We start from the raw sequence: 25637 nt of genomic DNA, 5'->3' as shown, positions 1-25637 counted from the left end.
TTATCGAACGATACAAAAATTCATTCTTTTAATGTTCGTGTTTTAGATCAATTTCCCTTCGAATATGATTTTTTTTCCGCACGGAACAATCTGAATTGACCCATTTTCCTTCTTTTCCATAAAAATAGGTTCTTCCATTCGCCGTACAGGCAAATATCCTTCTTCTTTCATTTGTTGAAGCACCGCATCAATGGTTTGCTGCTCTGTTACTTCAAACTTTTTCTTCTTCGGTTTTGCCATTATTCTTTAATTCTCCTCTTTTTCACTGCTTTAACCCAGAAGCCGCCATGGATTGTTTTTGGTTCATACGCAATAATAAAGGCTTTTGGATCTATTGTTTTAATCGTATCATACAGCTGGAGTTCATATCTTCTCGGTGTCAAAATCTGAAGGGCTGTGCGATCGCCTTCAAGCCCGCCGGCCACCCAGTTTGTCACACCGTAGCCTTTTTCCCGAAGCTGCTTCGGCAGATCAACATCAAGCTCCTTCGTAATCACGTTGACCATAATATAGCCGAGTGCCAGTTTCTCTTCTATTTTCATACCGACAATCACACCAAGACCGTAACCGAGCGCATACGCGATCACATTTTGAATCTGGTCTAAGTTATCGAGTACAAGACTCAGCCCCATCACATACACCAATATTTCAATCGTACTGATGCCGGCCGCATAATAGCGCTGGCCTTTCAGCGTTAATATCATTCTTATTGTGAAAAATGATACATAAACAATGTTAATAATGAGAATGATGAGAACCATGGCTGGTCCATTTGATAAGACGGTTTGCATCATTTTATTTCATCTCCCTACTCTTCAGCTTGCATAAAGCATTCATATTCTACTAGAGAAATCGGCCGTTTACAATGAGTTGAGACCGTAATTTTAAGGAAAATATTTCGACACGCTTCATGAGATTAAACAGTAGTAGTTTACCCTCTTTCTCACTTTTTCAAAATCAAAATAAAAAAGCCCGCTTTTCAGCAGACTCACCTCTTCTCCTATATTGTCAAATCTCTTTTTTCACTCTCAGAAGGGACTTGTATTCTTTCTCAAGCTCACTCAGCGTATAATCGGCAAGCTGTTCCCCTCTCCCCTGATAAAATTCCGAAAGCAGTAATTTGGTTTTTAAAAATTGTTTTTTTTGATGAATCGCTCGGCGAAGCACCTCGGCCATGTCCATCATCCTCCCTTAAAATAAAGGCTTCTTGCGTTTGTATTTTACAACTTTTTCCTTATCATACATGGGTTAATCCTTTGAATCAACTATGTTTTTTAGATATATTTGTAAAATATGTGACATGAAAAAACCGGCTCTAAACAGCCGGTTTTTTCATTAAAGCGGAATCAGCGATGCCGTGAAATATTCAGATATAAATGGCCAAGTCACCGCCGCAAACAGCAGCGCTACGGCAACCACCGCAAATACACAATAGATATAGTCAATTGGTGCATCGTGTGCCGCTTGATGCAGACGCTGCACATACAGCGCCATCGCAAAAAAGATTGAGAACAAGATCAGCACTGTAAACAGAACGGTCAGCACTGAGATATTGACGATTGCAAAAATCATCCAAAGGATAGAAACTGCAATCACCGGTACAAGCAATGAACCCAAACCGGCAGCCGCTTCTCTGAATGTCACCCGCTGCTTTATCATATAGCGGGAGACAGCCCATACCGCTAAGACCATTACCGCTAAAAAGATCAGCAAATACACAAGAACGACTAAAAACCCGTCGTAAAAAGCATGATGGCGTTCTCCAAAACCGAGCGGCCGGTTCCAGCTCGCCTTTAATTGAAACCAGTTTCCAATTGAAAAGACGATACTGAATATAAGCATTGAAATCAAACCATACTTATAATGAGAAAAACCATCCGCTACCACGGTTTTCGCCGGTGATTTTAAAATCGAAAACGCAAAACCGCAATATCTGTTGATGGCTGCCCATATAGGCGCAAGCTTGTCTTTAACAGTTGATTCACCGCGTTTTTTGTGCGGTTTCTGCTTTTGCTTGCTTTGCCTGCTCGCCTTTCTGGACATTCTCGATAGCGGTTCTTCATCTGCATCTATTCTTTCATGCTGGTTAAATTCTTCTTCAAACGTTTCTTTTCTTTCTTCCGTCATGTCAGCAACTCCTATCAAAAAAATACGGCGGAATACCATTCAGAAAATAAAACACTTATATAAGGTATCGAAGCCTTCCTGAACAGTCAAGTCATTTAAATAAAGCCTAATGGCACATCTACATGACGGTATATCGTATGAAAAGGTTTTATCTTTTGCAACAAAAAAACCAGCTGCCGGCAGCTGGTTTTCATTGTTTATTTTAAGAAGATAAAGTACAGGATAAATACGGCAAACAGTCCGTACATGATCGGGTGAACCTCTTTTGCTTTTCCTTTGCACACCATCGTAATCGGATAGAAAATAAATCCGATAGCAATACCAGTCGCAATGCTGTACGTTAACGGCATCATGATCATGGTAAGGAAAGCAGGAACGGCCACCTCGAACTTATCCCAAGCAATTTTGCCAAGCGGCGCCACCATCAGCGCACCGACAATAATCAGCGCCGGAGCTGTTACGTTTGATGTAACGACTGAAAGAAGCGGTGAGAAAAACGTAGCAAGTAAAAAGAGAATACCTGTTACAATCGCCGCAAATCCTGAACGGGCACCGGCAGCTACACCTGAGCTTGATTCAACGTAAGAAGTTGTTGTAGACGTACCAAGCACAGCGCCAATGACAATGGAAGATGAATCAGCTAGAAGCGCGCGGCCCGCACGCGGCAATTTGTTTTCCTTCATCAAACCAGCCTGAGTCGCTACAGCAACAAGTGTACCCGCTGTATCAAAGAATCCGACAAACAAGAACGTTAAAATGACGATCAGCATTTGTACGGAGAAAATATCCGGCAGATGAAGCCACGCTTGTCCGAACGTCGGCGCAAGGCTCGGCACACTCCCGACAATTTGCGTCGGAACCGGAACCAAACCGAAAATCATGCCGGCTACTGCTGTTAACAGCATCCCGATAAACACGCCCGCGTTAACGCGAAGCACCATTAAAATAACTGTGACAACCACACCGAAAATCGTTAACAGCACAGGGCCGCTGTGAATGTTTCCGATGCTGACAAGTGTGGAAGAGTTCGCTGAAATGATTCCTGAACCTTGTAATCCAACGAATGTAATAAAAAGGCCGATCCCCGCGCCGACTGCCAATTTCAGTTCAGGCGGAATGGCGTTGATGATTTTTTCACGAAAACCTGTTAACGAAAGAGCAACGAAAATAAGACCTGAAATGAAAACACCAGACAAAGCTGCCTGCCATGAAATACCCATACCGAGGACGACAGAAAATGCAAAAAACGCGTTCAGCCCCATACCGGGCGCGATGGCGATTGGATATTTCGCGATCAATCCCATTAAAATACAGCCTGCTGCCGATGCCAGCGCTGTCGCTGTAAAGACCGCACCCTGATCAATTCTCAGCGCCTCCGGAAAATCTTTCACGCTCTCCAAAGCAAGCGTAATCGGATTGACGAACAGAATATAGGCCATAGATAAAAAAGTCGTTAATCCGCCAATGATTTCATTGCGATAGCTGGTGCCCAGCTCATCAAACTGAAAAAACGTCTTCACGCTATTTGACTCCCTTCACTCTTTGCTATTTATCCTGCCCTGAAATCGCCAAATAAAAAACGCCCCAATACATTTTGGGACGCTTGACTACAGACGGATTCCAGTTTGAATAAATAAACGTGTTTTATTTATATCAAACGAAAGAAATGTTTACGTAGTCAAGCCATTTACGGTAGCTTGGTAGAAACTTGCGGGCCATATCCCCGCGATTATACGAATTCATCTTATTTGATTTCTGCGTCTATTGTACCAATTGCGACATGAAATGACAATATAAATAACGAACATTACTTATTAAAAAATTTGGTTTATTCGTCTATTGACTTAATTGGTATAAATGATAAAAAAACCGTATGCATGACTGCATACGGCTTTTCAACTTATGATGACTTTTTTTCACCAGGCTGCTTCACCTGATGCACTGGTACAGTAAATGAGAATGGATTGGGTTGAATAAGATCATTTATAACACCTTTATCGATATACAGACCATACTTATCAAACTCGAAATGTTTTAAAGACAGCTTATCAAGATAGGCATCATCCAGTTCAAAAGTGGATAACATTTCGGCAGTGTTCATATTTTTCACTTTAGCTGTATTTGCTTTCAAATAATAACCTTCTTCATAATAAGCCAACGGATCAGCCCATGATTTCATTTTTTTCATATCACCAAGACCAATCATTTCACCTATATTCACTAAATCGTTTTCATTCATGCTTGAGGTATCAATTCCAGTGAAGCGGTATTGCACCAATACTTTTCTTCCTTCTTGTTTCATGTTATTGATTTCAATCCCTATGTTTTGATGGTTTGTTTTTGAAACATGAAACGGCATCTCAGCATTTAGCGGGACAATTTCACTGACCTCTGCCTCAGATTTAATATATGCTCTTAATGTTAGCTTTTTCGCTTTTGGATTAATTGGTGATTCTAACAGTGTTTGTCCTTTTACTCTTACCGTTCTCTCGTTTACCTTTTTGCGATTTCCAAGTTCGATGTTTGACTCTGTCATCTCATATGTGTTTCCTAAATCATCTTTGACTTCATCAATTGCCACCGTATCATTTTTTGCTATGCCTTGATAATCTATTGTAAATTGAAGGACAGATCCGAGCTTTCCGTTCTCCACTTGAATATCGGAAAATTGATAACGATTATGATGAGCGGATACCACTTTTAAGCTTTCTAAATAATTTGCTTTCTTTTTGATTATTGGCAGTTTGAACCTCCAATTTCCCTGTATTTCATTGATATGAGTAATCACAAAGGGTACGGTTTCCCCATTTTTTATTTGAATGCCATTTGTATAAATCCTTAATTGTCCTGCATATTGTTTGTTATTTATTTTTTTAAGCATTAAGGAATCGTAGTTAATTGAAAAATTGTCGTTATAACTCACTTCGTCCACATCATACATGAGCTCTTTTTCATCAGACTGGAGGTTATCAACAGTAAAGTTATAGACAAGCTGGCCGGCATCGTAATAGGAACTGTTTACAGAAACGGTGATTCCTCTGGATTCAGCCTTTTCATTCAAAGCTGTGACCAAATTGCTTTCAAACAATGATAGGCCAACTTTATCTTGAAACTCCTTATAAATTTGGCCGACAATGGGTATGCTTCCCATCGCTTTGTTTACAGACGGCAGAAAAAGGCCGGACGTTAAATACAGTATACCTACCACAGCAGCAACAGCGATTCCATTAGTAATGTTTCGTCCCCATTTAAAACGTCGTCTGCTGTTCTTGTCATTTTCAGCACGAACGACAGCTTGATGTATTGCATTTTTGAGTGCTTTCTTTGGCACTTTTATTTCGTCATACATCTGTTTTACTTGGTATTTGTCCATTTGTTTTGGTCCTCCTTTTCCAGCTCCTGCTTCAATGCTTTTCTCGCTCTATGTAAATGGGTTTTGATCGTGCCTTCTGCCATTCCCGTTTGTTCAGCTATCATTGAAATCGAATAATCTTGAAAATAATAGAGCTGAATCGTTAGCTGAACATGTTCATCAAGTGAATCAATCGCATTTCGCAAATCCATGTATTCCTCAATATTGGCTTGATCGGTTCCAGTATCATGCTGCTGCTCAAACGGAACCAAATCGCCTTTCTTTTTATTCATGGCAAAAATGGAATTGATCAATATTCGGGTTAGCCATGTTAAAAAATACTTTGGCTCTTTTAGTTTTTCTATATTCATAAAAGCTTTATAAGCCGTTTCCTGTACAGCATCAAGTGCATCCTCTTTATTTCTCAAATAGAGATAAGCTGTTTTATATAAAATATCTTGATGTGCCAGCATAAGCTTTTCAAAGGCTCGAGTATTTCCTTTTCTCGCCTTTGTAATCAATCTTTCTTCCTTCACCTTATCCACCTCCTATGTTGTTAGATACGAAAACTGCCGAAACGGTTTCAAAAAGGTAACAAAAAAAACGCCCCTTTTTTGTAAAAGGGACGTTTTTCTATTAGTTATTTACTTATTCCCACTCGATAAAACATAAAAATTGATGTATATTGGAATGCCATTATAACATTGTTTACAGTAGTTTAAGAAAACTTATAACTCATAAAATCAATTCTGATTGGTATCATGTTGGTATCACAAACTTTAAATAGACATTATTTTGCTTTTCATTTCTTCTTTTTCTTTATCAGTATCTTTTGGCTTATCAGTAAAACATACAGAGATGTTTCTCCCTTCAATGATTTCGTTAGCATACGGAAGTAGTTTTTGTGTCTTTTCATAGTTTTCTAAGCTACGCTTTTCCCCTCTTTTATCATTATTACGAAAACGATAAAAATAGATTTTTTCACGCTCATTATCAGTAGTAGTTGGGTATGAATAAGAACATACCCTTCTATTTAGATTACAGTCACTTGCCTTTGTTGGTATTGCACTATTTAGTGCGTTAAAAAAATCAACAGGTCTAAATTCCCCGTTTTCCGAATAATTGATTTCTAAAAAATCTGTAAGTTTCTTATACAAATCTTCATCAAGTCTTTTTGGTAATTCAAATGCTTCAAAATTTTCACTTACCCTATGAATCAATGGTAAATGTAAATATTCATTCGTTCTTTTTTTAAATAATCCCAACATATATTCTTTCTGGGATTTTTGATCATCATACGCCTTATTTTTCAAATTCACATAGCCAATTTTAAAAAGTGCACATAGCATCAAGTCTTTTTTGTACTTAATATCATTTATCACTTGATAATCAAGGTTTTCTCTTTTCATAGATTTAGATAGTGCGAAAAGATTTTTTAATAAGATATTGGCACCCAAAATAACATCCCCTAGATAGCTAGTTTTCATTTTAAAATTTTATGATTGTTATCAATAATATACAAGTGTTTTGTAGGAGTTTTTTCTCGCCTTGCGGAGTTTGGTTATGAACCAATAGGGGAGTAAGAGGCAAAAGGTACAAGGAAACTCAAGGGAGGGTAGAGTAGGACATTAAGAAGTCTCTGAAATTTTATGCTTTATTCCAACTATGTAACTAATTAGTTGAATATATAAATCAACAATCTTTTTAACAGCACCTTAAAACAAATAGCCCTTCCAAGAAATTGCAGGGCTATTGGTGGGGAACTATTTTTTTGAAAGGTTGATTTTACAGTTTATTAATGTACAAAACTCTTGAAGACAGGCTATCACCAATCAACTTATTTAATCAGTTTACTCCCACTCAATGATTTTGGTAATTCATTTAAAGTTAATTGCCAGTCTTAAAAGCTTTTAAGTTATTTAAAAACGTTTCATTACACAATAATTTATACCGATTGTTTGCAAATCAAAAGTTGTTATGTTAAATTGTCTACATGAGTACGACATTATTGAGAGGTGTATAGATGGCTAGGGAGTATTTGAATATTCGTTTATCTTATGAAGCAAAGTATTGGATTGAAAAATTACAAGAATATAAGCAACAAAAATTAGACAAATACATCAATGGTGGCCTTATTGCAGATTTAGAAAATGAAGTAATTGAAAACCACTCAGAAATACTTGATGGAGTCTCGGTGACAATTATTTTAAAGGTTTCTTCATCTAGTATAGTGGAGGTTGCATTTAATAAAACTGAGCATTATACTCTGGCAAAATGGCGACAAATAATTGAAAAATTAGAAAAATCCAGCAATGAAATTGATTATCAAAAAGAAATTGGAACACTGACTCCTCGTCTATATCTAGATACAAATATTATTCAAGGACTAGAACAATATCGTATAGATTTCAAATCCGAGAAAAATATCAGGAGTCTTAAGATGAGCTTTATCATAAAATGTATAGTTTATGCTTATTATCTAGAAGCATTTAATAAACAACAGCCTTGAAGACTTATTTTGAAGTCTTCAATTTTCAGATTTACTTGTCTATATGAGTACGACATTTTAAAGATGATGATATTTATAACAAGAAACATATGCGTTTAATTGTCTTTAAGTTTAAGAAAACTATAAGGAGTTTGGTATGAAAACAGAAGAAATGTTAGCCACAATTAAATATGTGGATGCAAAGTTTCATGGACTTACCGACATTAATAAATCAAGGATTAAATACTTTCAAAGAAAGAATTGGGACATTATGAAAGGTGTTGAATATGATAGTTCGTTTTATGCTTTTGTTAGGGAGCTTAAACAAGTAATGGGTGATAATATAGCTGAAATTACAGCCAAAAAAATTCTTAACAATTGGTATCTATGGGCAGAGGATAATATCAAGGCACTTGAACAGATTCAACCATTTGAGTTTAGTGCAGATGCTATCGACTTTTTAATAAATAATAACTTTTGTGTAGATCATAAAACTTTTTCCGAGTTAGCAAAAGATCCGAATATTAATAGGAGCCACAAAGAGAGCTAAAAGCTCTCTTTTTTAAAGGACTTATATGCATGTAGATAGAATAGTATATTATACCTATTTGAAAGGGATTGATTTAATAGATGAAATGGAAAGATGAAATTATTGAAGCCTTAAAAGGCTTAGGCGGTGAAGCAACTTTACCAGAACTTTATGCTGAAATAGAAATTAGAGATAATAAAACCTTAACAGATGCCTTTGAAAGTACTGTAAGAAATGTTATCTATAGCAAATCTAGTGATAGTGAACGGTTCAAAAGTGGTGAAGATTTATTTTATGCTGTATTTGAAAAAGGTGAAGGTCGTTGGGGACTTAGAGACTATAATCCAACAAAAGAAAATATAGATCTTACAGAAGAAGATTCATCTTTCCCTGAAGGAAAGCGAAATTTACGTTTACATATTTATAGAGAAAGAAATTCTAAATTAATTAGAACTGTAAAAGAGCAATTCAAAAAGACAAATGGAGAACTTTACTGTGAAATTTGCAAATTTAATTACACAAAAAAATATGGAGAATTAGGTGAAGATTATATTGAAGCTCATCATACAGTTCCTGTTTCTGAATTGGAAGAAGGTTCAAAGACGAATTTAGAAGATATTGTCCTAGTATGTGCAAATTGTCATAGAATGTTACATAGAAAAAGACCTTGGCTTTCTAAGAAGGATTTACAAGAAATTTTGCAATCAAAGTAAAGCAAATGAGGTGACTATTAATGCAAATATGCAAAACAATCTATTCAATTAAAACTTGCATAAATATAATTTATCTTTAAATTAAACATTTTGTTTGCAATTTTTTTGCAATGATAAATAAAAAAGAGCCTAGAACCCTTTTAATAAGGATTCCAGGCTTTTTTATTACTCCCACTCAATCGTCGCAGGCGGCTTACTTGTAATATCGTACACCACGCGGTTAATGTGCTTCACTTCATTTACGATACGTGTCGAAATGACTTCCAGCACATCCCATGGGATACGCGCCCAGTCAGATGTCATGCCGTCAATTGATGTAACGGCGCGGATTCCGATTGTGTAATCATATGTTCTTGCGTCACCCATAACACCAACGCTGCGGATGTCAGGGAGAACAGTGAAGTATTGCCAGATATCACGGTCTAATCCGTGATTTGCCACTTCTTCACGGAGAATCGCATCAGATTCGCGAACGATTTCCAGTTTTTCTTCTGTTACTTCGCCAAGAACGCGGATTCCGAGTCCCGGTCCTGGGAAAGGCTGGCGCCATACGATATCATCCGGAAGGCCGAGCTCTGTGCCAAGCGCGCGCACTTCGTCTTTGAAAAGCGTGTTTAACGGCTCGATCAGTTCAAACTGCATGTCTTCAGGAAGCCCGCCGACATTGTGGTGAGATTTGATCGTTTGCGCCGTTGCAGTACCGCTCTCGATGATATCTGTGTAAAGTGTTCCTTGTGCAAGATAGTCGATGCCTTTGAGCTTGTCCGCTTCATCATCAAACACGTAAATGAATTCATTACCGATGATTTTGCGTTTTTGCTCAGGATCAGAAACACCTTTTAGTTTATTTAAGAATCTGTCTTTTGCGTCTACTTTAATCACGTTCATGTGAAAGCCTTCGCTGAATGTTTTCATGACACCTTCAGCCTCGCCTTTACGGAGAAGACCATGATCTACAAAGATACAAGTCAGCTGATCGCCGATCGCTTTATGAATCAAAGCAGCAACAACAGAGGAATCAACACCGCCGCTTAGCGCGCAAAGAACCTGCTTGTCTCCAACCGTTTCACGGATTTTCTGCATTTCGATTTCAATAAAGTTCTCCATTGACCATTTGCCTTCACATTCACAAACGCCGAATACAAAGTTTTTCAGAAGGTCATTGCCGTACTCAGAGTGGCGCACTTCCGGATGGAACTGAACGCCGTACCATTTTTTGTCCGCTTTGCTCATCGCTGAATTCGGACAGTGATGGCTTGTCGCATCAACAGTAAAGCCTTCAGGAACTTCTACAACCAAATCGCCGTGGCTCATCCAAACCACTTGTTCGTCCGGAAGATCTTTGAACAAATCAGGTGTGCCTTCGATGCGGATGTTTGCTTTTCCGTATTCACGCTGGCTTGCCGCTTCCACTTTACCGCCAAGATAATGAGTCATCAGCTGCATGCCGTAGCAAATTCCGAAAACAGGAATATCAAGCTCGAAGATTTTCTCGTCACAGCGGAAAGAGTTTTCATCATACACACTGTTTGGACCGCCGGATAAAATAATTCCTTTTGGATTCATTTCTTTAATTTCTTCAGCCGTCAATGTATGGGGATGCAGCTCACTGTACACACCGAACTCACGGATGCGGCGTGTAATCAGCTGGTTATACTGACTGCCGAAATCAAGGACAAGAATCATTTCATTCACTAACTTTGTCATGGTTGTCACCTAATCTCCTCTAAGTTTTTTGACACAGAAAAAAACGAGGACAGATATGAAGCCGCTCCGCCCTCTTTGGCAAGGCCGTTTGCCGGAGTCCGGCAACTCGCTCCCAGACTCCGATAATATCCACTAATTCTAACAACACGTTGATAAGCGGTCAAGACCATCTTCTTTTAATTAAATTTTCCCATAACTCACTGGAATCATTCCAAAGCGCTGCCGAATCATCATTTCGATAAAGCGCCCGTTCATAGCGTAATGTCAGCTTTGACATGTCTTTTAAGTCGTATTTTCCATCGATTCGTTTTGCATAATCACGCAGCGTTTCACTGTCTCGCTTCGGCAGTCCTCTTCTCCTCAGCTGTTTCAGCAGTGCGCCATATGCCTCAAAAAACACGTGCTCATCGCTGCGCTTCTTCAGCCTTCCCGCAACAAAAACAGGAATCCATAGCGCACGTAAAACATACAGCAATACCGCTGCCGACAGGATGACTGTAAGGACGGCGAACGCTAAGTACCAGCCCGTATTTGTAGGGGACGCGGACGGCTTTTTAGAAACAGCCGGCTCCCGTTGTTCCTTTTGTTTTTCTTCTTTTTTCTGCTGTTGTTTCTCATCTTTCTGCTCTTCTTTCGTCTTCTCCGGTGAGCCGCTGCTTTCGCTGCCGGAATTCTTTGTGTCAGAAGAAGTAAACTCAGCTGGATTCGTAAACCCTTTCGTTGGCTCAAATGTGACCCAGCCCTGTTCAGGGAAATACACCTCTACCCAGGAATGGGCGTTGTTATTTGTCACTTTGTAGATGTTGCCGTTTTTGTTTCCTGCTGCTTTATATTGGCCGGATGTATACCCCTTTACCCAGCGGGCCGGAATGCCGGCTGAACGCAGGAGCACCACCATGGCGGAAGAAAAGTTATCACAATAGCCCATCTTTGTTTCAAACAGAAATTGATCGACATAATCCTCACCATCTTTAGGAACAGTCACTTTTTCTGTTTCATATGTGAATGCATTGGATCCTAAATAACCCTCAATCGCTTTCACCTTATCGAACATATTATCGTGATCCTGAGTGAGTTTGGTCGCGAGTGATTTCACCCGCTCTGGCAGTGAATCTGGCAGCTGCATATAACGATCGCTGAATGTGTATTCATCGCTTTTGTTTCTCACTTTTACCTTTCTCAGCTCATCCAGTTTGTAGACAGGCGAATTGTACGTCACCGTATAGGTTCCCATGTTTCTGATTTTGCCTGCTTGTTCATTGATCGGAGAAATCTGTTCTGTGTTCCCGTTCATTTCAAGTGAGACAGCCTGCTTTGGCTGAATGACTTTTGCACCGATCGGATACATCACATGGTTGTACCCGTAGTGCTTATCAACTTTCACACGGACAACTTTTCGCTCTGTCGCAACCTTATGGTCAAACCAAAGATTTTCAACGTTTCCTCCGCTAAGCTGATATGACATGCCTGTATCTGTTTCGACCCAGCCTTTTCCTGTATACGTATCCTTCGTTTCCACACGGAAATACGTACGCTTTTTTCCCTGCCAGGTTAAAACAGTTGTATTATCCTGCTGGAATGGGCCGCCGAGTGATTCATCGTGGTTTCCGTATCCGATTTTGCTTTCTCCAGCCGGTACCTGATTTTGATTCGTGATTTTTTTGAGAAAAGGCACCGGATCAGGCCAAGCCGGATCTGATTTTGGGGCGGCAAGTCCGAATCCCACCGCAATCAAAATCAATATAGATAAAGGGAGAAACCATTTCAAGACAGATGTTTTTGGCAGTGTGATTCTTTCCATCAGCTTTATGCGGTCTAAATATAAAAGGCCCAGCATAAAGAAGCCGATCAGCACGATACGGATGACGGCAAAAGTGGCATCATATGGCGTAAAGGTATCAAGAATCGTAATATACGCAACTGTCATCATAAAGAAAAACAAAGTTTTTCTCTGGTAAATCACCCAATAATGAAGGAGATAGACCAGCAGCCACAGCAATATAAAAAATAACAAAGTCCGAAACGAAGGAATCATGTCATTCCATTGCCCTGATTGAATCAGCGTGATATTCAAATAGACATCCTGTAAAAAAGAGCTGATCCAGCTCAAGTCAAATATAGAACCTTGATAAAACAAAATGTGTATCGAGATCAACGTAAATAACACACTAAAAGGAACAGTGACAAACCATCTCATCCGAAAAAAAGTCAGCAGAAATGTCAAAGCGATAAAGACACTAAAAAAGCCCGTATGTTTCGTATCTGTAAAACTGTCCAGCGGCCTAAGCCACTCCCACAGCAATAAAAATGCCAAAAAATAAAATAACAGCAAGCTCAAACGGCTTCCCTTCAGATCATCGTGCGGCATGTGCATCCGCCACCTCTCTTTCTAAACAACACGCGAAACTTGCCCGCCTCTCATGACCTGGACGCTGATTCGACGTTTCACCATCCGCTCGATCATGACTTTTTCAGCTTGAGAAAGCTCAGCACCCTTCTCTTTTGCCAGTATGACCGTAACGCGGCCGCCACCGATTTCTGGGATAGTCAGCAAATCTTCCGTGACCTGTCCCGTCACGATCACTTTGTCAGCCTGGCGGACAGACGGCTTACTCAGCTCTTCACGTACATATCGGCTTACTGGGTCAGCCGCATCACCATGGACGACAGCTAAATGCCGAAGCATATGCTGAAAATGATGCTCCCCCTCTCGAATAGGAAAAATCGTTTTTTCTTTCCCGACTGAAGCTAGGCCTGCCCCCACACCGTTTTTTAAAACAGAATGAAGAATTGAAGCTGTGACAGACACAACCTCTTCGAATGCTTCAGAGGGAAAGCGGTCCATCAGCAGAAACAGATTTTTGCTTCGAGACGGTTCAAATTCCTTCGTCATCAGCTGGCTCCGCCGCGCAGACGTTTTCCAGTCTAATGCAGCAAACCGGTCGCCCGGCTGATAATTCCGCACACTTGCTGCAACTGTGGAATGGTGCTGATGAATTGGAGAAGAACCGCTTACACCGTCTTCCTGATGCCTCTCATTTACTTGATAAGGAAGACGCTGAAAGGATGGATACACAAATAGGATATCTTTCAGATCATAAAAAGCCGTTTTTTCAACCAAACCGAGAATATCTCCGGTTCGCACTCTGACAGCATGAAAGTGATGCTCTCCGCGCGGTGACCGAGGTAATTCATACGTCATCGTCATACTCCGTTGAAACCAAGGAAAAACGAGCCGTTTGGCCGCGGCTTCGGATCGGTTCAATGAGCTGATTCCTTCTGGCAGGCAGTCTTCAATCACCATATACATGAGAGGAAACCGCAGCTTCCTTTTCAGCGTAACTGTTACGCTCAGCCTGTCCCCTGCATGCAATTGTGTTTTAGCCAATTGCCGTGAAGCCTGAAAAGAGCGGAGCGGATACAATGCCAGCAGACCGGCATACACGACAAACGGGAGAAACGCGTAAAACAAAAACCAGCTGACAAATCCGCCCTGAAACATCGCATAGGAAAAAACAGCAGCCGTTAAGAACGTTAATACAATCAGCTTCCATCCATATACAAACCATTGAAATTTCTTCTTCATCAGCGGATCGACGGCCTTTGAACCGGCACCTTCACAGCGGACATAATCTCCCTTACAATCGCTTCTGCCTGAATCCCTTCAAATTTCACCTCAGGGTTTAGTAACATCCGGTGCGGCAGCGTAAAAGGAGCCAAATATTGAATATCATCCGGAATAACATAGTCACGATGATGCATCAGTGCGTATGCCTGTGCCGCTTTCATGAGAGCAATTGATCCGCGCGGACTGACGCCTAATTGAATAGAAGCGTGCTGTCTCGTTTTCTGCACAATTTCAACAATATATTCCTTGATGCTGTCATCAGCCCGGACATTCTGCACTTCCCGCTGCAAACGGATGAAGTCTTCTTTCGCAAGGACCGGCTCAAGCGTCTCAATCGGATGGCTGTTTTCCTGAAGAGATAAGACGTCCAGCTCCTCATGAAAGGACGGATAACCCATGCGAAGTTTGAATAGAAAACGATCAAGCTGGGCTTCCGGCAAAGGATAGGTCCCTTCATATTCAACCGGGTTTTGGGTTGCCATCACAAAAAACGGAGCGTCAAGCGGCATCGTATGGCCATCCACCGTTACACTTCCCTCTTCCATCGCTTCAAGCAAAGCTGACTGTGTCTTTGGAGAAGTGCGGTTGATTTCATCAGCAAGCACGATATTTCCCATAATCGGGCCGGGACGGTATTCAAATTCCATCGTTTTCGCATTATAGATGGAAACGCCGGTTACATCAGACGGCAGCAAATCCGGTGTGAATTGGATTCTTTTAAAATCAGCGCCGATTGACCTTGCCAGCGCGCGAACCATCATCGTTTTACCAACTCCTGGTACATCCTCAAGCAGCACGTGCCCTTTGGCAAGAATGGCTGCTAAGCTGAGTATGGCGATGTCTCGTTTTCCAACCATTACTCTATTAATATGTTCAACTGCTTTCCCCAGCAAAGGGTGCAGGTCTTCTTGGTATGCCATTCTTTTCCTCCTAGTCATCTACAAAATTCTTCATATTAGTAACCTAACTTTACCACAAAAAGCGATTTGTATAAAAAAACGATTATAGCAAATTGTTTCCAATCCAGCAGGTCAAATCACACAAAAGAGCAACTGTCACAGAAAGCTTGGATTACTTGTATTTTAAAGGCTCCATATGAACATGTGAATAATCAATCGCATGCTCCTCCTTCATTCTCCGCTCAATTTCATTGGCAATATCGTGGCTCTCTATCATATTTAAATCTGCCGATACCTCAACTACCACGTCTACGTATACCGTGCTGCCCACATATCTCGCTTTAATATCTGTTAAGCGGCTCACACCCGATACCTTTTCGATCGTCTGTTTATAAGCTGACATGTCCTTTACGTCGAAGCCGTCTGTCAAAGAGTAAGATGATTCTTTAAAAATATCCCACGCCGTTTTGCAAATAAGAAGACCGATCACAAACGCTGTTACCGTATCGATCCAAGCAAGGCGGAATTGCGCAGCCGCGATTCCGATAAATGTGCCGATACTGACAAATGCATCTGATTTATTATCAGCCGCCGCGGCAAGAAGAGCCTGGCTCTTCACCTTTTTGGCCAGCCTTTTATTATATTGATAGACTGCCATCATCAAAGCTGCCCCGCCCGCGGCCGTCCAAGCCGCAATCATATCCGGCGTTTCTTGTTTAGCAGAAAAAATAGATTCCCCGGCGCTGAACAGCACTTGCAATCCGACAGCCATCATAATAAAAGAGGCGATAAGCGATGCGATCGTTTCTGCACGGAAGTGGCCGTATGGATGATTTTCGTCAGGGGGTTTTTGAGAGATACGCAAGCCGATCAGTACCGCGACAGAAGCAATAATGTCAGTTGTGTTATTCAAACCGTCCGCCGTAAGTGCTTCCGAATGAAAAAGATAACCGATCATCAGCTTCACCGCAGATAGGATAAGATACGCGGCAATACTGATCAGGGCTCCGGTTTCTCCCTTTTTCAGTTCATCATATCTCTCCATGTAAAACCCACCTCTCCGCCTTTCGTCATCTATTATTATGATACAAAGCTGAAGCGCAGTGGGTCTACAGAAACATGATTCACCCGCCGCAGAAAAATAGAGACGGCGGAACATTTATTCTCTGCACCAACTTATGATCTCTTTTAAAAAATCTCTTCACATTTGTGATCCCCCGTATCTTAAAAAATGACAGCCGCCTGCGGAAATATCTTTTCTATTATTCCAAGAATGACTGGAAATACCGTTGACTAAACCCTACAAATTTGAAATAAATCGTTATATTTTCTCACACGAATTTTCGACAAAATGTATATTTGTGATAAGGTTTCAATTATCATAATATTCAGTAACAAATTCATTCTTAAAGGAGGCAGCTTATGAACCAAGCTCAATCAGGATTAAAAAAAGGATTAAAAACCCGCCATATGACCATGATTTCAATCGCCGGCGTGATTGGAGCCGGCCTTTTTGTAGGCAGCGGTTCAGTCATTCACTCCACAGGTCCTGGTGCCGTTGTCTCTTATGCGTTAGCCGGATTATTGGTGATTTTTATTATGAGAATGCTTGGTGAGATGTCTGCCGTTAACCCAACGAGCGGATCATTTTCTCAATACGCTCATGATGCCATCGGACCGTGGGCAGGCTTTACAATCGGATGGCTGTATTGGTTTTTCTGGGTCATTGTCATCGCGATTGAAGCAATCGCCGGTGCCGGCATTATTCAATATTGGTTTCATGATATTCCGCTGTGGCTGACAAGTTTGATCTTGACGATCGTACTCACCTTGACAAATGTCTACTCCGTTAAATCTTTCGGTGAGTTTGAATATTGGTTCTCCCTGATTAAAGTTGTTACTATTATCGCTTTTCTCATCGTTGGTTTTGCTTTTATTTTTGGTTTTGCGCCAGGCAGCGAGCCAGTCGGTTTATCCAATATGACAGGCAAAGGCGGATTTTTCCCGAAAGGTGTCAGCTCCGTATTGCTGGGCATTGTCGTTGTCATCTTCTCCTTTATGGGAACAGAAATTGTTGCGATTGCAGCGGGAGAAACATCTAATCCGATCGAATCGGTGACAAAAGCGACCCGATCCGTTGTATGGCGCATCATCGTCTTTTACGTCGGCTCTATCGCTGTTGTCGTTGCGCTTTTACCTTGGAATTCAGCAAATATTTTAGAAAGCCCTTTCGTCGCTGTACTCTCACATATCGGCGTGCCGGCAGCCGCCCAGATTATGAACTTTATCGTCCTCACAGCCGTACTCTCTTGCTTAAATTCAGGTTTGTACACCACATCCAGAATGCTGTATTCACTTGCGGAAAGAAATGAAGCGCCGCGCCGTTTTATGAAATTGAGCAAAAAAGGCGTTCCCGTACAAGCCATTGTCGCCGGAACAATTTTCTCTTATATTGCGGTAGTCATGAACTACTTTTCACCTGACTCCGTCTTTCTATTTTTAGTCAACTCATCAGGCGCAATTGCTCTACTCGTTTATCTTGTCATCGCCGTTTCCCATCTGAGAATGCGCCAAAAACTCGAAAAAACAAACCCAAAAGCATTAAAGATCAAGATGTGGTTTTTCCCTTACCTAACCTACTTGACCATTATCGCCATCTGCGGAATTTTAGTGTCTATGGCGTTTATTCGTTCCATGAGAGACGAGCTGCTGCTGACAGGCGTCATTACGGGAATCGTTTTGATTTCTTATCTTGTGTTCAAAAAGCGCAAGGTAAGCGAGCAGGCTGCTGCCAAGCCAGTCTCACAGCAACAGCCTGACAGCCTGACATAATACTGAACAAAATCCTAAACGGATAACCGTTTAGGATTTTGTTCTTTCTTCTTCAGATAGGCGGGAGGACACTGATTTTTTTGTAACCACTTCGTCCTTATTATCATTAACTATATTACCATTTCGGTAAATTTAGAAAAGGACGATGAAAATGACACTTGAAAAATTTGCGGATGCTCTCCCAATCCCAGATACCCTAAAGCCAGTACAGCAAACAAAAGAAAAGACATACTATGAAGTCACAATGGAGGAATTCACTCATCAGCTTCACCGCGATCTCCCCCCGACCCGCATGTGGGGATATAATGGCTCATTTCCCGGGCCTACCATCGAGGTCAAAAGAAACGAAAACGTTTATGTAAAATGGATGAACAACCTTCCTTCTAAACATTTTCTGCCGGTCGACCATACCATTCACGATAGTGACAGCCAGCATGAAGAGCCTGAAGTGAAAACCGTTGTTCATTTACACGGAGGCGCCACACCGGAAGATAGTGACGGATATCCGGAAGCCTGGTTCACAAAAAACTTTGAACAAACAGGCCCCTATTTTAAGCGAGAGGTTTATCATTATCCGAATCAGCAGCGCGGTGCTATTTTGTGGTATCACGATCATGCCATGGCGATTACCAGGCTGAATGTCTATGCGGGACTTCTCGGTGCTTACATCATTCATGATCCAAAGGAAAAACGATTTAAGCTGCCTTCCGGCGAATACGACGTGCCGCTTCTGATCACAGACCGCACGATCAATGAGGATGGTTCTTTGTTTTATCCAAGCGGCCCGGAAGACCCTTCCCCTTCACTCCCTAACCCCTCAATCATCCCGGGTTTTTGCGGAGAGACGATACTTGTCAACGGGAAAGTATGGCCCTACTTGGAGGTCGAACCAAGAAAATACCGGTTCCGCGTCATCAATGCCTCCAATACAAGAACCTATAACTTATCACTCGATAATGGCGGGGAAGTGATTCAAATTGGTTCAGACGGCGGACTTCTGCCGCGCTCCGTAAAACTGAACTCTTTCAGCCTTGCTCCTGCTGAACGTTTTGATATCATCATTGACTTCACAGCCTACGAAGGTCAATCGATCATTTTGGCAAACAGCGCGGGCTGCGGCGGTGATGACGTCAATCCTGAAACAGATGCGAATGTCATGCAATTCAGAGTCACAAAACCATTGGCACAAAAAGATGAAAGCAGAAAGCCGAAATACCTTGCATCATATCCCTCAGTGCAGAATGAACGAATACAAAATATCAGGACACTCAAGCTGAGTGCCATTAATGATGAATACGGCAGACCCGTTCTTCTCTTAAATAACAAACGCTGGCATGACCCTGTCACTGAAGCACCGAAACTCGGAACAACTGAGATATGGTCTATTATCAATCCGACAAACGGAACACATCCGATCCATCTCCATTTAATTTCCTTCCGTGTGTTAGATCGGCGCCCATTTGATACAGCTCGTTATCAAGAAAGCGGAGAACTGGTTTATACCGGCCCGACAATCCCGCCGTCTCCAAGTGAAAAAGGCTGGAAAGACACCGTCCAATCCCGCGCCGGTGAAGTGCTGAGAATTGCAGCGACATTCGGGCCGCACAGCGGACGCTATGTATGGCACTGCCATATTCTTGAGCATGAAGACTATGACATGATGAGACCGATGGATGTAAAAGACCCCCGTAAATAACCCGACAAACTTGCCTCTCACAGGCAAGTTTTTTCTATATGAAACATTTGAGTCTCTTTTTCCGTATAACATTAAAACAGCACAAAGGAGCTTTTTATGCAGACGAACGACTTAAATGAAAAAACAAGACAATACATTTCTATTTATGCTGAATTAAAATCAAAATTAAAATGGAAAGTTGCACATGATCAGATATTAATGCTCATTTCTTCTGCATATATTGTAAATAAAAGAGAATTTGATTTTCAGCGCTTTTATGATGTGAGCAGCTATATCAAATCAAACGTCGGCAGTTTCTCAACACTCAATTCATACCACCGCTTTACTGTTGCTTCTATTTTAGACATCCATTTTCAGCATGAAGCAAAACAAACGTTTCATACGTTTATCGACGTCTACAATGAAATGGTGAAGCTTGGATATAATCGGGATATGTTCACGTACCTTTCCGCGCTGATCCTGCTCACCGGCAAATCAGAAACATCTAATCTGAGCGAACAAATGAACAACGGGCTATCTGTTTACCAGCAGATGAAGAAAAACCATTATTTCCTCACTTCCATTCAGAACATCCCGCTCGCCGTATTGCTCGGCAAAACCGAAAACGGTTTGCAGGCGCTAAACAAAGCGGAAATATGCTATAAGCTTCTGTCAGCCAGCAAGTTTAAAAAGGGATATTACTTACACCAGGTTAGCCATATTCTAGCCCTACAAAGTGAAAAAGACCCTGAAACGCTTGCTTCTGAGTGCAAACATATCTATCAATCCATCACGGAATTTCACAAAAAGCCAAAGAATTATCATTATCCAGATCTTGCCCTTCTCACATTTCTGGAAGAGCCGGATATCAAAACCGTGTTGGACACCACTCAAACATTAAGCCAAGAAAAAGCATTTAAATGGCAAAAGGACATGAATTTCAAAATTGCTGTCTGCCTCTATCTCAGTGAGCGCTTGGAGAAAAACTTATTGATGGAATCAGGGCTTTACACTGCAATTGAAGCGGTCATTCAGGCGCAGCAGGCAGCCGCGACAGCTGCGATCATCAGCACAACAGCGGCCAGTCATTCTCATAACGGATAGAGGAGGGGAAAAATGCCATACGTCACATTAGAAGATCAGACACGACTATACTATGAAACGCACGGGAGCAGAACGCCAATCCTGTTTATACACGGTGTTTTAATGAGCGGACAGTTTTTCCATAAACAATTTTCAACACTTTCTGCCAATCATCAGTGTATTCGTCTCGATCTTAGAGGACACGGCGAATCTGCCAAAGTGCTTCATGGGCATACCATTTCTCAATACGCCCGGGATGTAAAGGAATTTCTAAACAGATTGGAGCTTGATCATGTCGTTCTTGCCGGCTGGTCAATGGGCGCTTTCGTCGTATGGGATTATCTTAATCAATTTGGGAATGATAACATACGAGCTGCTGTCATTATTGATCAATCAGCTTCCGACTATCAATGGAAGGGCTGGGAGCACGGCCCGTTTGATTTTGACGGTTTAAAAACAGCGATGCACGCCATTCAGACTGATCCGCTGCCATTCTACGAGAGTTTCATCCGTAATATGTTCGCAGCACCGCCGGCTGAGGCAGAAACAGAATGGATGCTGGCAGAGATCCTCAAACAGCCGGCAGCCATTGCAAGCACGATTTTATTTAACCAAACGGCTGTTGACTACCGGGATACCCTTCATCATATGAATGTGCCCACATTACTGTGCTTCGGGGAAGACCGCAAATTTTTCTCTGCAGCAGCTGGCGAACATTTGCGCAGCAATATTCCTGACGCGACGCTCGTCACCTTTTCTAAAAGCAGCCATTGTCCGTTTTTAGAAGAGCCGGACGCCTTTAACAGCACCCTTCTCTCTTTTTTAGATGAGCTGACTGGAAAGCCATAAAGAAAAAGGAATTAGGAGATTAGGGAAAAGTATGAGACAATAAGAGATGTGCAGTAAAATACATGAGGGAAGAAGTGACTTTATGTCTTACTATAACAAACGTAATCAAGAACCGCTGCCTAAAGAAGATGTGAGTACATGGGAATGCACAAAAGAAGACTGCAACGGCTGGAGCAGAAAAAACTTTGCCAGCAGTGATGATGATGCGCCATTATGTCCTTTATGTGGAAGCAAAATGATCGACGGCATCCGTTCATTAGTGAACCTCCAAAACAACAGTCAAACGAAAACAAGCTAGCTCTTCCCTATAACAAATGCAGTCTCCTGCAAGCAAACAATCCTCGAACGGAGACACACATTCTATATCCAGAATAAAAGCCTCTCATTGCAAGAGGCTTTGAAAGATGAAAGAAGCCCAAAACTGTAAATGTTTAGGGCTTTTCGTCTTTCTGAATGGTGCAATATGGATATGAAAGGGGTGATAAAGTGCCCACATACCAACAGCAAAAAGACTTGAGAAAAAGAGCTAGATCCAAAAAGCTGAACCTTGCCATCAACGCTTATGTCGAACTACTGTTTTTGTCGATACCTCTGCTCCAATTGCTTAAATGGCTTGGATCATTAACTCTGCGACTCGTCCATTAAAAAACCACTCAGCCTATGCCGAGTGGTTTTTATTAGCGGATGACAGTAAAGCTGTTGATGATGCCGTTCGGGTTTTCCCACACTTTTTTAAATGTCTTATGTTCAAGATTATAAGAATAAATCGTCCGCACCTTGGCTTCACGCCCTGTTTCATCCTTCAGTTTTTTAGCTCCATCGGCTTCGGCAAGAAAATAGATGTTCTTACCATCCTTAGAGAACTGCGGCTGTGCGTCAATTAACAGCTTGAATGATTTTTGGTTGGAAATGATGGTTTTATAGTTTTTCGTATCCGCATTCAGCATCTGAATAGAAGCGGCTTGCGCCGTGCCCTTCTGCGTATATGATGTAAACAAAATGCGTTTATCATCATCAGAAACTGCAATATCGCTGATAAACTGGTCAAGACTCTTCAGCTCATCAAATTTATTCTGATGGCCAGCCCCAAAGTGAATCGTTGTCGGTTCAGGATCGATCCCCTTTTCGTTCGCTTCATCCGTTTTCTCGTAATCCTCTTCTACAGAATAATGAAGCAATGCAAATGAATCGGTTTTTTCGTTATAAAAGAAACTGCTGACGCTATCATCCTGATCATTTGCTGCTGGATAAAGGTTTTTATATTTCTTCGTTTTCAAATCAAAAGCTGCAATCCGGAAATTGCTTTCGTCCGCTTTTCCTAAACGAAAATAGATGGCGGAACGGTCCTTTGATAAAAACAGGCTATCGGCACTCTCCTCACCTTTATAAAGCATCGTCTTTTTATTAGACTTTAGATCGAGTTTAAATAGCCTCATTTCATTTTGATCATTATTGCCCGTATAATAGAGCACCTGCTGCTTTTGATCCAAAGCAAATGCCGGATAGCTCGTCAGCTTCTCCTGATGGATCACCTTGTCATTTTCATAATACTTCGTCTGCAAATTGGTATTCGTAATTGAAACAAGCAGCTTATCGCCGCTTTCCGTATGTACTGACATATCGGCAGCGTTCTCATGGCCTTTATCCTTTACAGCATAAAACGCGAAACCAGCTGCAGCAGCTGCGATCACGACAATTAACAATACGATGATTCTTTTTTTCAACTTTTATCTCCACCAATAGAAAAAGCAAGAAAGTGTTTTTCTTGCTTTACAGATTATATATGTACATTAATAGCTGTAATGTCCCGATACTTTTCCTTTGCTTAATGGGTATCCAAGCGCTTTAAACGCTTTAGGGCTTACATCCAAAACTGCATGAGGCATTCTGCCAACATCATTTTTGTAAACCGTAATCACTTTTTTAGGCTTCGCTTTTGCATAAGCTCTGATTTTTGTCCCGTTTCTAGGCACATCAAATCCGATCTTGGTCGCACAATCCCAATGCCCAAGTTTTTTACCAGAAGAGCCTTTTTTCCCGACTCCATTATACCAAGTAATATTTCCGTTCACATGCTTCGCACTGGCATCTGATGAAAAACTGAAAGCTCCCAAAGTGCTTCCTGCTAAAATAAAAGCGGCTAAAATGACTTTCTTCAACATTTCGTCCCCCTGTTTATTAACATCTAGGAAAATTATACACGAAGAACCAGGATTTTTTTATTTCAATATCCTTACAGTATTGTTACAAAAACGAAAAAGAACTACGCTAAAAAAATCCATGGAAGATTATCCTATTATAATTCCAATTTTAGAGTTATAATTGTAATAGAGTAGTTAAACGCATTCAATATGAACGAACCATTACCGTATTGTTCAAACCAAATTCATAAATATGTATACACGACTCATACTCTCTCATAAAAAAAGAAAAAAGAGTGTGCTAGACTCTTTTTTCTTTAAAGTTTTTTAAAAAAAAACGTAGATTATATTATATAAGAATTTCATTTCGTTTTTGGTTTAAAAGAAGGCGTTTTTGTGACAGTTCATATTGATCGGTGCGGAATTACTCATATCAAAAGATATAGGAGTGGTAATCCATGAAGGCAGCAAGATGGCATAATCAAAAGGATATCCGTATTGAAAATATCGAAGAGCCAAAAACGGAGCCGGGAAAAGTAAAGATCAAAGTCAAATGGTGCGGCATCTGCGGCAGTGATCTCCACGAGTATCTAGGCGGGCCTATCTTTATTCCGGTTGACAAACCGCATCCATTAACGAATGAAATAGCACCTGTCACAATGGGCCATGAATTCTCTGGTGAAGTGGTTGAAGTCGGAGAAGGCGTTGAAAATTATAAAGCAGGCGACCGCGTCGTAGTCGAACCGATTTTTGCAACGCACGGCCATCAAGGCGCATACAACCTTGATGAGCAAATGGGATTCCTTGGCTTAGCCGGCGGAGGCGGCGGTTTCTCTGAATACGTCTCTGTAGATGAAGAGCTGCTATTTAAGCTTCCTGAGACATTATCATATGAACAAGGCGCACTGGTAGAACCTTCTGCAGTCGCTTTATACGCTGTCCGCTCAAGTAAAATCAAAGCTGGCGACAAAGCAGCTGTATTCGGCTGCGGACCGATCGGCCTTCTCGTGATTGAAGCGCTAAGAGCTGCTGGCGCGACTGATATTTACGCTGTTGAGCTTTCACCTGAACGCCAGCAAAAAGCTGAAGAGCTTGGAGCGATTATCATTGACCCATCTAAAACAGACGATGTAGTTGCTGAGATTGCAGAACGTACAGGCGGCGGTGTTGACGTAGCATACGAAGTCACTGGCGTTCCAGTTGTATTACGTCAAGCGATCCAATCTACTACCATTTCTGGTGAAACAGTTATCGTCAGCATTTGGGAAAAAGGCGCAGAAATCTACCCTAACGATATCGTTATTAAAGAACGTACAGTGAAAGGAATTATCGGATACCGCGACATCTTCCCAGCTGTATTGTCATTAATGGAAAAAGGCTATTTCTCAGCTGACAAGCTCGTAACGAAAAAAATCGTATTAGACGATTTGATCGAGGAAGGCTTCGGGTCTCTAATTAAAGAGAAAAACCAAGTCAAAATCCTCGTCCAGCCTAACTAATGTGAAACGAAAAGAATCCGTACACTGGTGCGGATTCTTTTTTTATCTTATCCCTTTTGAAATACGGGAGCCCTGAGTAAGATCGGATCAGCTTCACATCAAAGAAACGATTTCA

25 protein-coding genes and 1 riboswitch are annotated in these 25637 nt (G+C 41.3%); of the genes, 10 read left to right on the top strand and 15 right to left on the bottom strand.

What is annotated here, in order from left to right; translation table 11 throughout:
• Positions 1-42 precede the first annotated feature (42 nt).
• The 8 genes from AAGG74_RS21620 to AAGG74_RS21585 all read right to left on the bottom strand — a co-directional run bounded on the left by AAGG74_RS21620 (position 43) and on the right by AAGG74_RS21585 (position 6936).
• On the bottom strand, positions 43-240 hold the full coding sequence (locus AAGG74_RS21620; RefSeq protein ID WP_162104271.1) for an NETI motif-containing protein: 198 nt from the start codon (positions 238-240) through the stop codon (positions 43-45).
• Complete coding sequence (locus AAGG74_RS21615) at positions 240-794, bottom strand: DUF2179 domain-containing protein (protein WP_429677184.1); 555 nt, start codon at positions 792-794, stop codon at positions 240-242. The genes AAGG74_RS21620 and AAGG74_RS21615 overlap by 1 nt, the downstream gene beginning before the upstream one ends.
• A gap of 214 nt (positions 795-1008) precedes the next feature.
• Positions 1009-1176, bottom strand: a complete 168-nt coding sequence (locus tag AAGG74_RS21610; protein WP_162104273.1) for a Fur-regulated basic protein FbpA — start codon at positions 1174-1176, stop codon at positions 1009-1011.
• Between the two features lie 159 nt (positions 1177-1335).
• Positions 1336-2127, bottom strand: coding sequence for a DUF6574 domain-containing protein (locus AAGG74_RS21605; protein ID WP_429677182.1), 792 nt, complete (start codon positions 2125-2127; stop codon positions 1336-1338).
• A 197-nt stretch (positions 2128-2324) separates the two neighbouring features.
• Positions 2325-3647: a hypoxanthine/guanine permease PbuG gene (gene pbuG, locus AAGG74_RS21600; protein WP_162104275.1), complete on the bottom strand. Its 1323-nt coding sequence runs from the start codon at positions 3645-3647 to the stop codon at positions 2325-2327.
• A gap of 135 nt (positions 3648-3782) precedes the next feature.
• A riboswitch (purine riboswitch) is annotated at positions 3783-3884 on the bottom strand.
• A 143-nt stretch (positions 3885-4027) separates the two neighbouring features.
• Positions 4028-5500 carry a DUF4179 domain-containing protein gene (locus AAGG74_RS21595; protein WP_429677181.1) on the bottom strand — a complete coding sequence of 491 codons (1473 nt, stop codon included), beginning with the start codon at positions 5498-5500 and terminating at the stop codon, positions 4028-4030.
• Positions 5482-6015: a sigma-70 family RNA polymerase sigma factor gene (locus tag AAGG74_RS21590; protein WP_429677180.1), complete on the bottom strand. Its 534-nt coding sequence runs from the start codon at positions 6013-6015 to the stop codon at positions 5482-5484. The genes AAGG74_RS21595 and AAGG74_RS21590 overlap by 19 nt, the downstream gene beginning before the upstream one ends.
• 243 nt (positions 6016-6258) lie before the next feature.
• Positions 6259-6936 carry a DUF6037 family protein gene (locus AAGG74_RS21585; protein ID WP_429677179.1) on the bottom strand — a complete coding sequence of 226 codons (678 nt, stop codon included), beginning with the start codon at positions 6934-6936 and terminating at the stop codon, positions 6259-6261.
• Positions 6937-7502: 566 nt separating this feature from the next.
• Here AAGG74_RS21585 and AAGG74_RS21580 point away from each other — a divergent pair.
• From AAGG74_RS21580 to AAGG74_RS21570, 3 genes are all read left to right on the top strand, one after another.
• A complete protein-coding gene (locus AAGG74_RS21580; protein WP_429677178.1) occupies positions 7503-7988 on the top strand; it encodes a hypothetical protein in 486 nt (161 codons plus the stop codon).
• A 136-nt stretch (positions 7989-8124) separates the two neighbouring features.
• Positions 8125-8517 carry a hypothetical protein gene (locus tag AAGG74_RS21575; RefSeq protein WP_429677177.1) on the top strand — a complete coding sequence of 131 codons (393 nt, stop codon included), beginning with the start codon at positions 8125-8127 and terminating at the stop codon, positions 8515-8517.
• Between the two features lie 80 nt (positions 8518-8597).
• A complete protein-coding gene (locus tag AAGG74_RS21570) occupies positions 8598-9209 on the top strand; it encodes an HNH endonuclease (protein ID WP_429677175.1) in 612 nt (203 codons plus the stop codon).
• A 165-nt stretch (positions 9210-9374) separates the two neighbouring features.
• Here the strand turns inward: AAGG74_RS21570 and guaA are convergent, their stop codons facing one another.
• The 5 genes from guaA to AAGG74_RS21545 form a co-directional block, all read right to left on the bottom strand.
• A complete protein-coding gene (gene guaA / locus AAGG74_RS21565; protein ID WP_429677174.1) occupies positions 9375-10916 on the bottom strand; it encodes a glutamine-hydrolyzing GMP synthase in 1542 nt (513 codons plus the stop codon).
• Between the two features lie 160 nt (positions 10917-11076).
• Complete coding sequence (locus AAGG74_RS21560) at positions 11077-13284, bottom strand: DUF4129 domain-containing transglutaminase family protein (RefSeq protein ID WP_429677173.1); 2208 nt, start codon at positions 13282-13284, stop codon at positions 11077-11079.
• Between the two features lie 21 nt (positions 13285-13305).
• On the bottom strand, positions 13306-14502 hold the full coding sequence (locus AAGG74_RS21555) for a DUF58 domain-containing protein (RefSeq protein ID WP_429677172.1): 1197 nt from the start codon (positions 14500-14502) through the stop codon (positions 13306-13308).
• On the bottom strand, positions 14502-15464 hold the full coding sequence (locus tag AAGG74_RS21550; RefSeq protein ID WP_429677171.1) for an AAA family ATPase: 963 nt from the start codon (positions 15462-15464) through the stop codon (positions 14502-14504). Before AAGG74_RS21550 ends, AAGG74_RS21555 begins: the two co-directional genes overlap by 1 nt.
• A 151-nt stretch (positions 15465-15615) precedes the next feature.
• Complete coding sequence (locus AAGG74_RS21545; protein ID WP_429677170.1) at positions 15616-16488, bottom strand: cation diffusion facilitator family transporter; 873 nt, start codon at positions 16486-16488, stop codon at positions 15616-15618.
• 377 nt (positions 16489-16865) lie between these two features.
• Here AAGG74_RS21545 and gabP point away from each other — a divergent pair, with 377 nt between their 5' ends.
• The 6 genes from gabP to AAGG74_RS21515 all read left to right on the top strand — a co-directional run bounded on the left by gabP (position 16866) and on the right by AAGG74_RS21515 (position 22527).
• The gene (gene gabP / locus AAGG74_RS21540; RefSeq protein WP_429677169.1) at positions 16866-18275 is read left to right on the top strand and encodes a GABA permease; all 1410 of its coding nucleotides are present in this window, start codon (positions 16866-16868) and stop codon (positions 18273-18275) included.
• 151 nt (positions 18276-18426) lie between these two features.
• Positions 18427-19971: an outer spore coat copper-dependent laccase CotA gene (gene cotA, locus AAGG74_RS21535; protein WP_429677167.1), complete on the top strand. Its 1545-nt coding sequence runs from the start codon at positions 18427-18429 to the stop codon at positions 19969-19971.
• Positions 19972-20067: 96 nt separating this feature from the next.
• On the top strand, positions 20068-21054 hold the full coding sequence (locus tag AAGG74_RS21530) for a DUF4003 family protein (RefSeq protein ID WP_429677166.1): 987 nt from the start codon (positions 20068-20070) through the stop codon (positions 21052-21054).
• A gap of 12 nt (positions 21055-21066) precedes the next feature.
• Positions 21067-21882, top strand: a complete 816-nt coding sequence (locus tag AAGG74_RS21525) for an alpha/beta fold hydrolase (RefSeq protein WP_429677165.1) — start codon at positions 21067-21069, stop codon at positions 21880-21882.
• 82 nt (positions 21883-21964) lie between these two features.
• Positions 21965-22180 (top strand): cold-shock protein, encoded by a 216-nt coding sequence (locus tag AAGG74_RS21520; protein ID WP_162104287.1) that lies wholly within the window; start codon positions 21965-21967, stop codon positions 22178-22180.
• 188 nt (positions 22181-22368) lie between these two features.
• A complete protein-coding gene (locus AAGG74_RS21515) occupies positions 22369-22527 on the top strand; it encodes a hypothetical protein (RefSeq protein ID WP_429677163.1) in 159 nt (52 codons plus the stop codon).
• A 32-nt stretch (positions 22528-22559) separates the two neighbouring features.
• Here AAGG74_RS21515 and AAGG74_RS21510 read toward each other — a convergent pair whose 3' ends face one another.
• Entirely contained in the window at positions 22560-23606 is a 1047-nt protein-coding gene (locus tag AAGG74_RS21510; RefSeq protein ID WP_162104288.1) for a TolB-like translocation protein, read from the bottom strand.
• A gap of 66 nt (positions 23607-23672) precedes the next feature.
• Positions 23673-24044, bottom strand: a complete 372-nt coding sequence (walM, locus tag AAGG74_RS21505; RefSeq protein WP_162104289.1) for a cell wall metabolism protein WalM — start codon at positions 24042-24044, stop codon at positions 23673-23675.
• 437 nt (positions 24045-24481) lie between these two features.
• On the opposite strand from walM, the gene bdhA reads away from it, so the two are divergent.
• Positions 24482-25522, top strand: a complete 1041-nt coding sequence (gene bdhA, locus AAGG74_RS21500; RefSeq protein ID WP_162104290.1) for a (R,R)-butanediol dehydrogenase — start codon at positions 24482-24484, stop codon at positions 25520-25522.
• Positions 25523-25637: the final 115 nt, after the last annotated feature.

This window comes from Bacillus mexicanus, assembly GCF_050445615.1.
Classification (GTDB): domain Bacteria; phylum Bacillota; class Bacilli; order Bacillales; family Bacillaceae; genus Bacillus; species Bacillus mexicanus.
The sequence above is the reverse complement of the archived record's forward strand: the minus strand, read 5'-3'. Positions and strand labels throughout refer to the sequence as shown.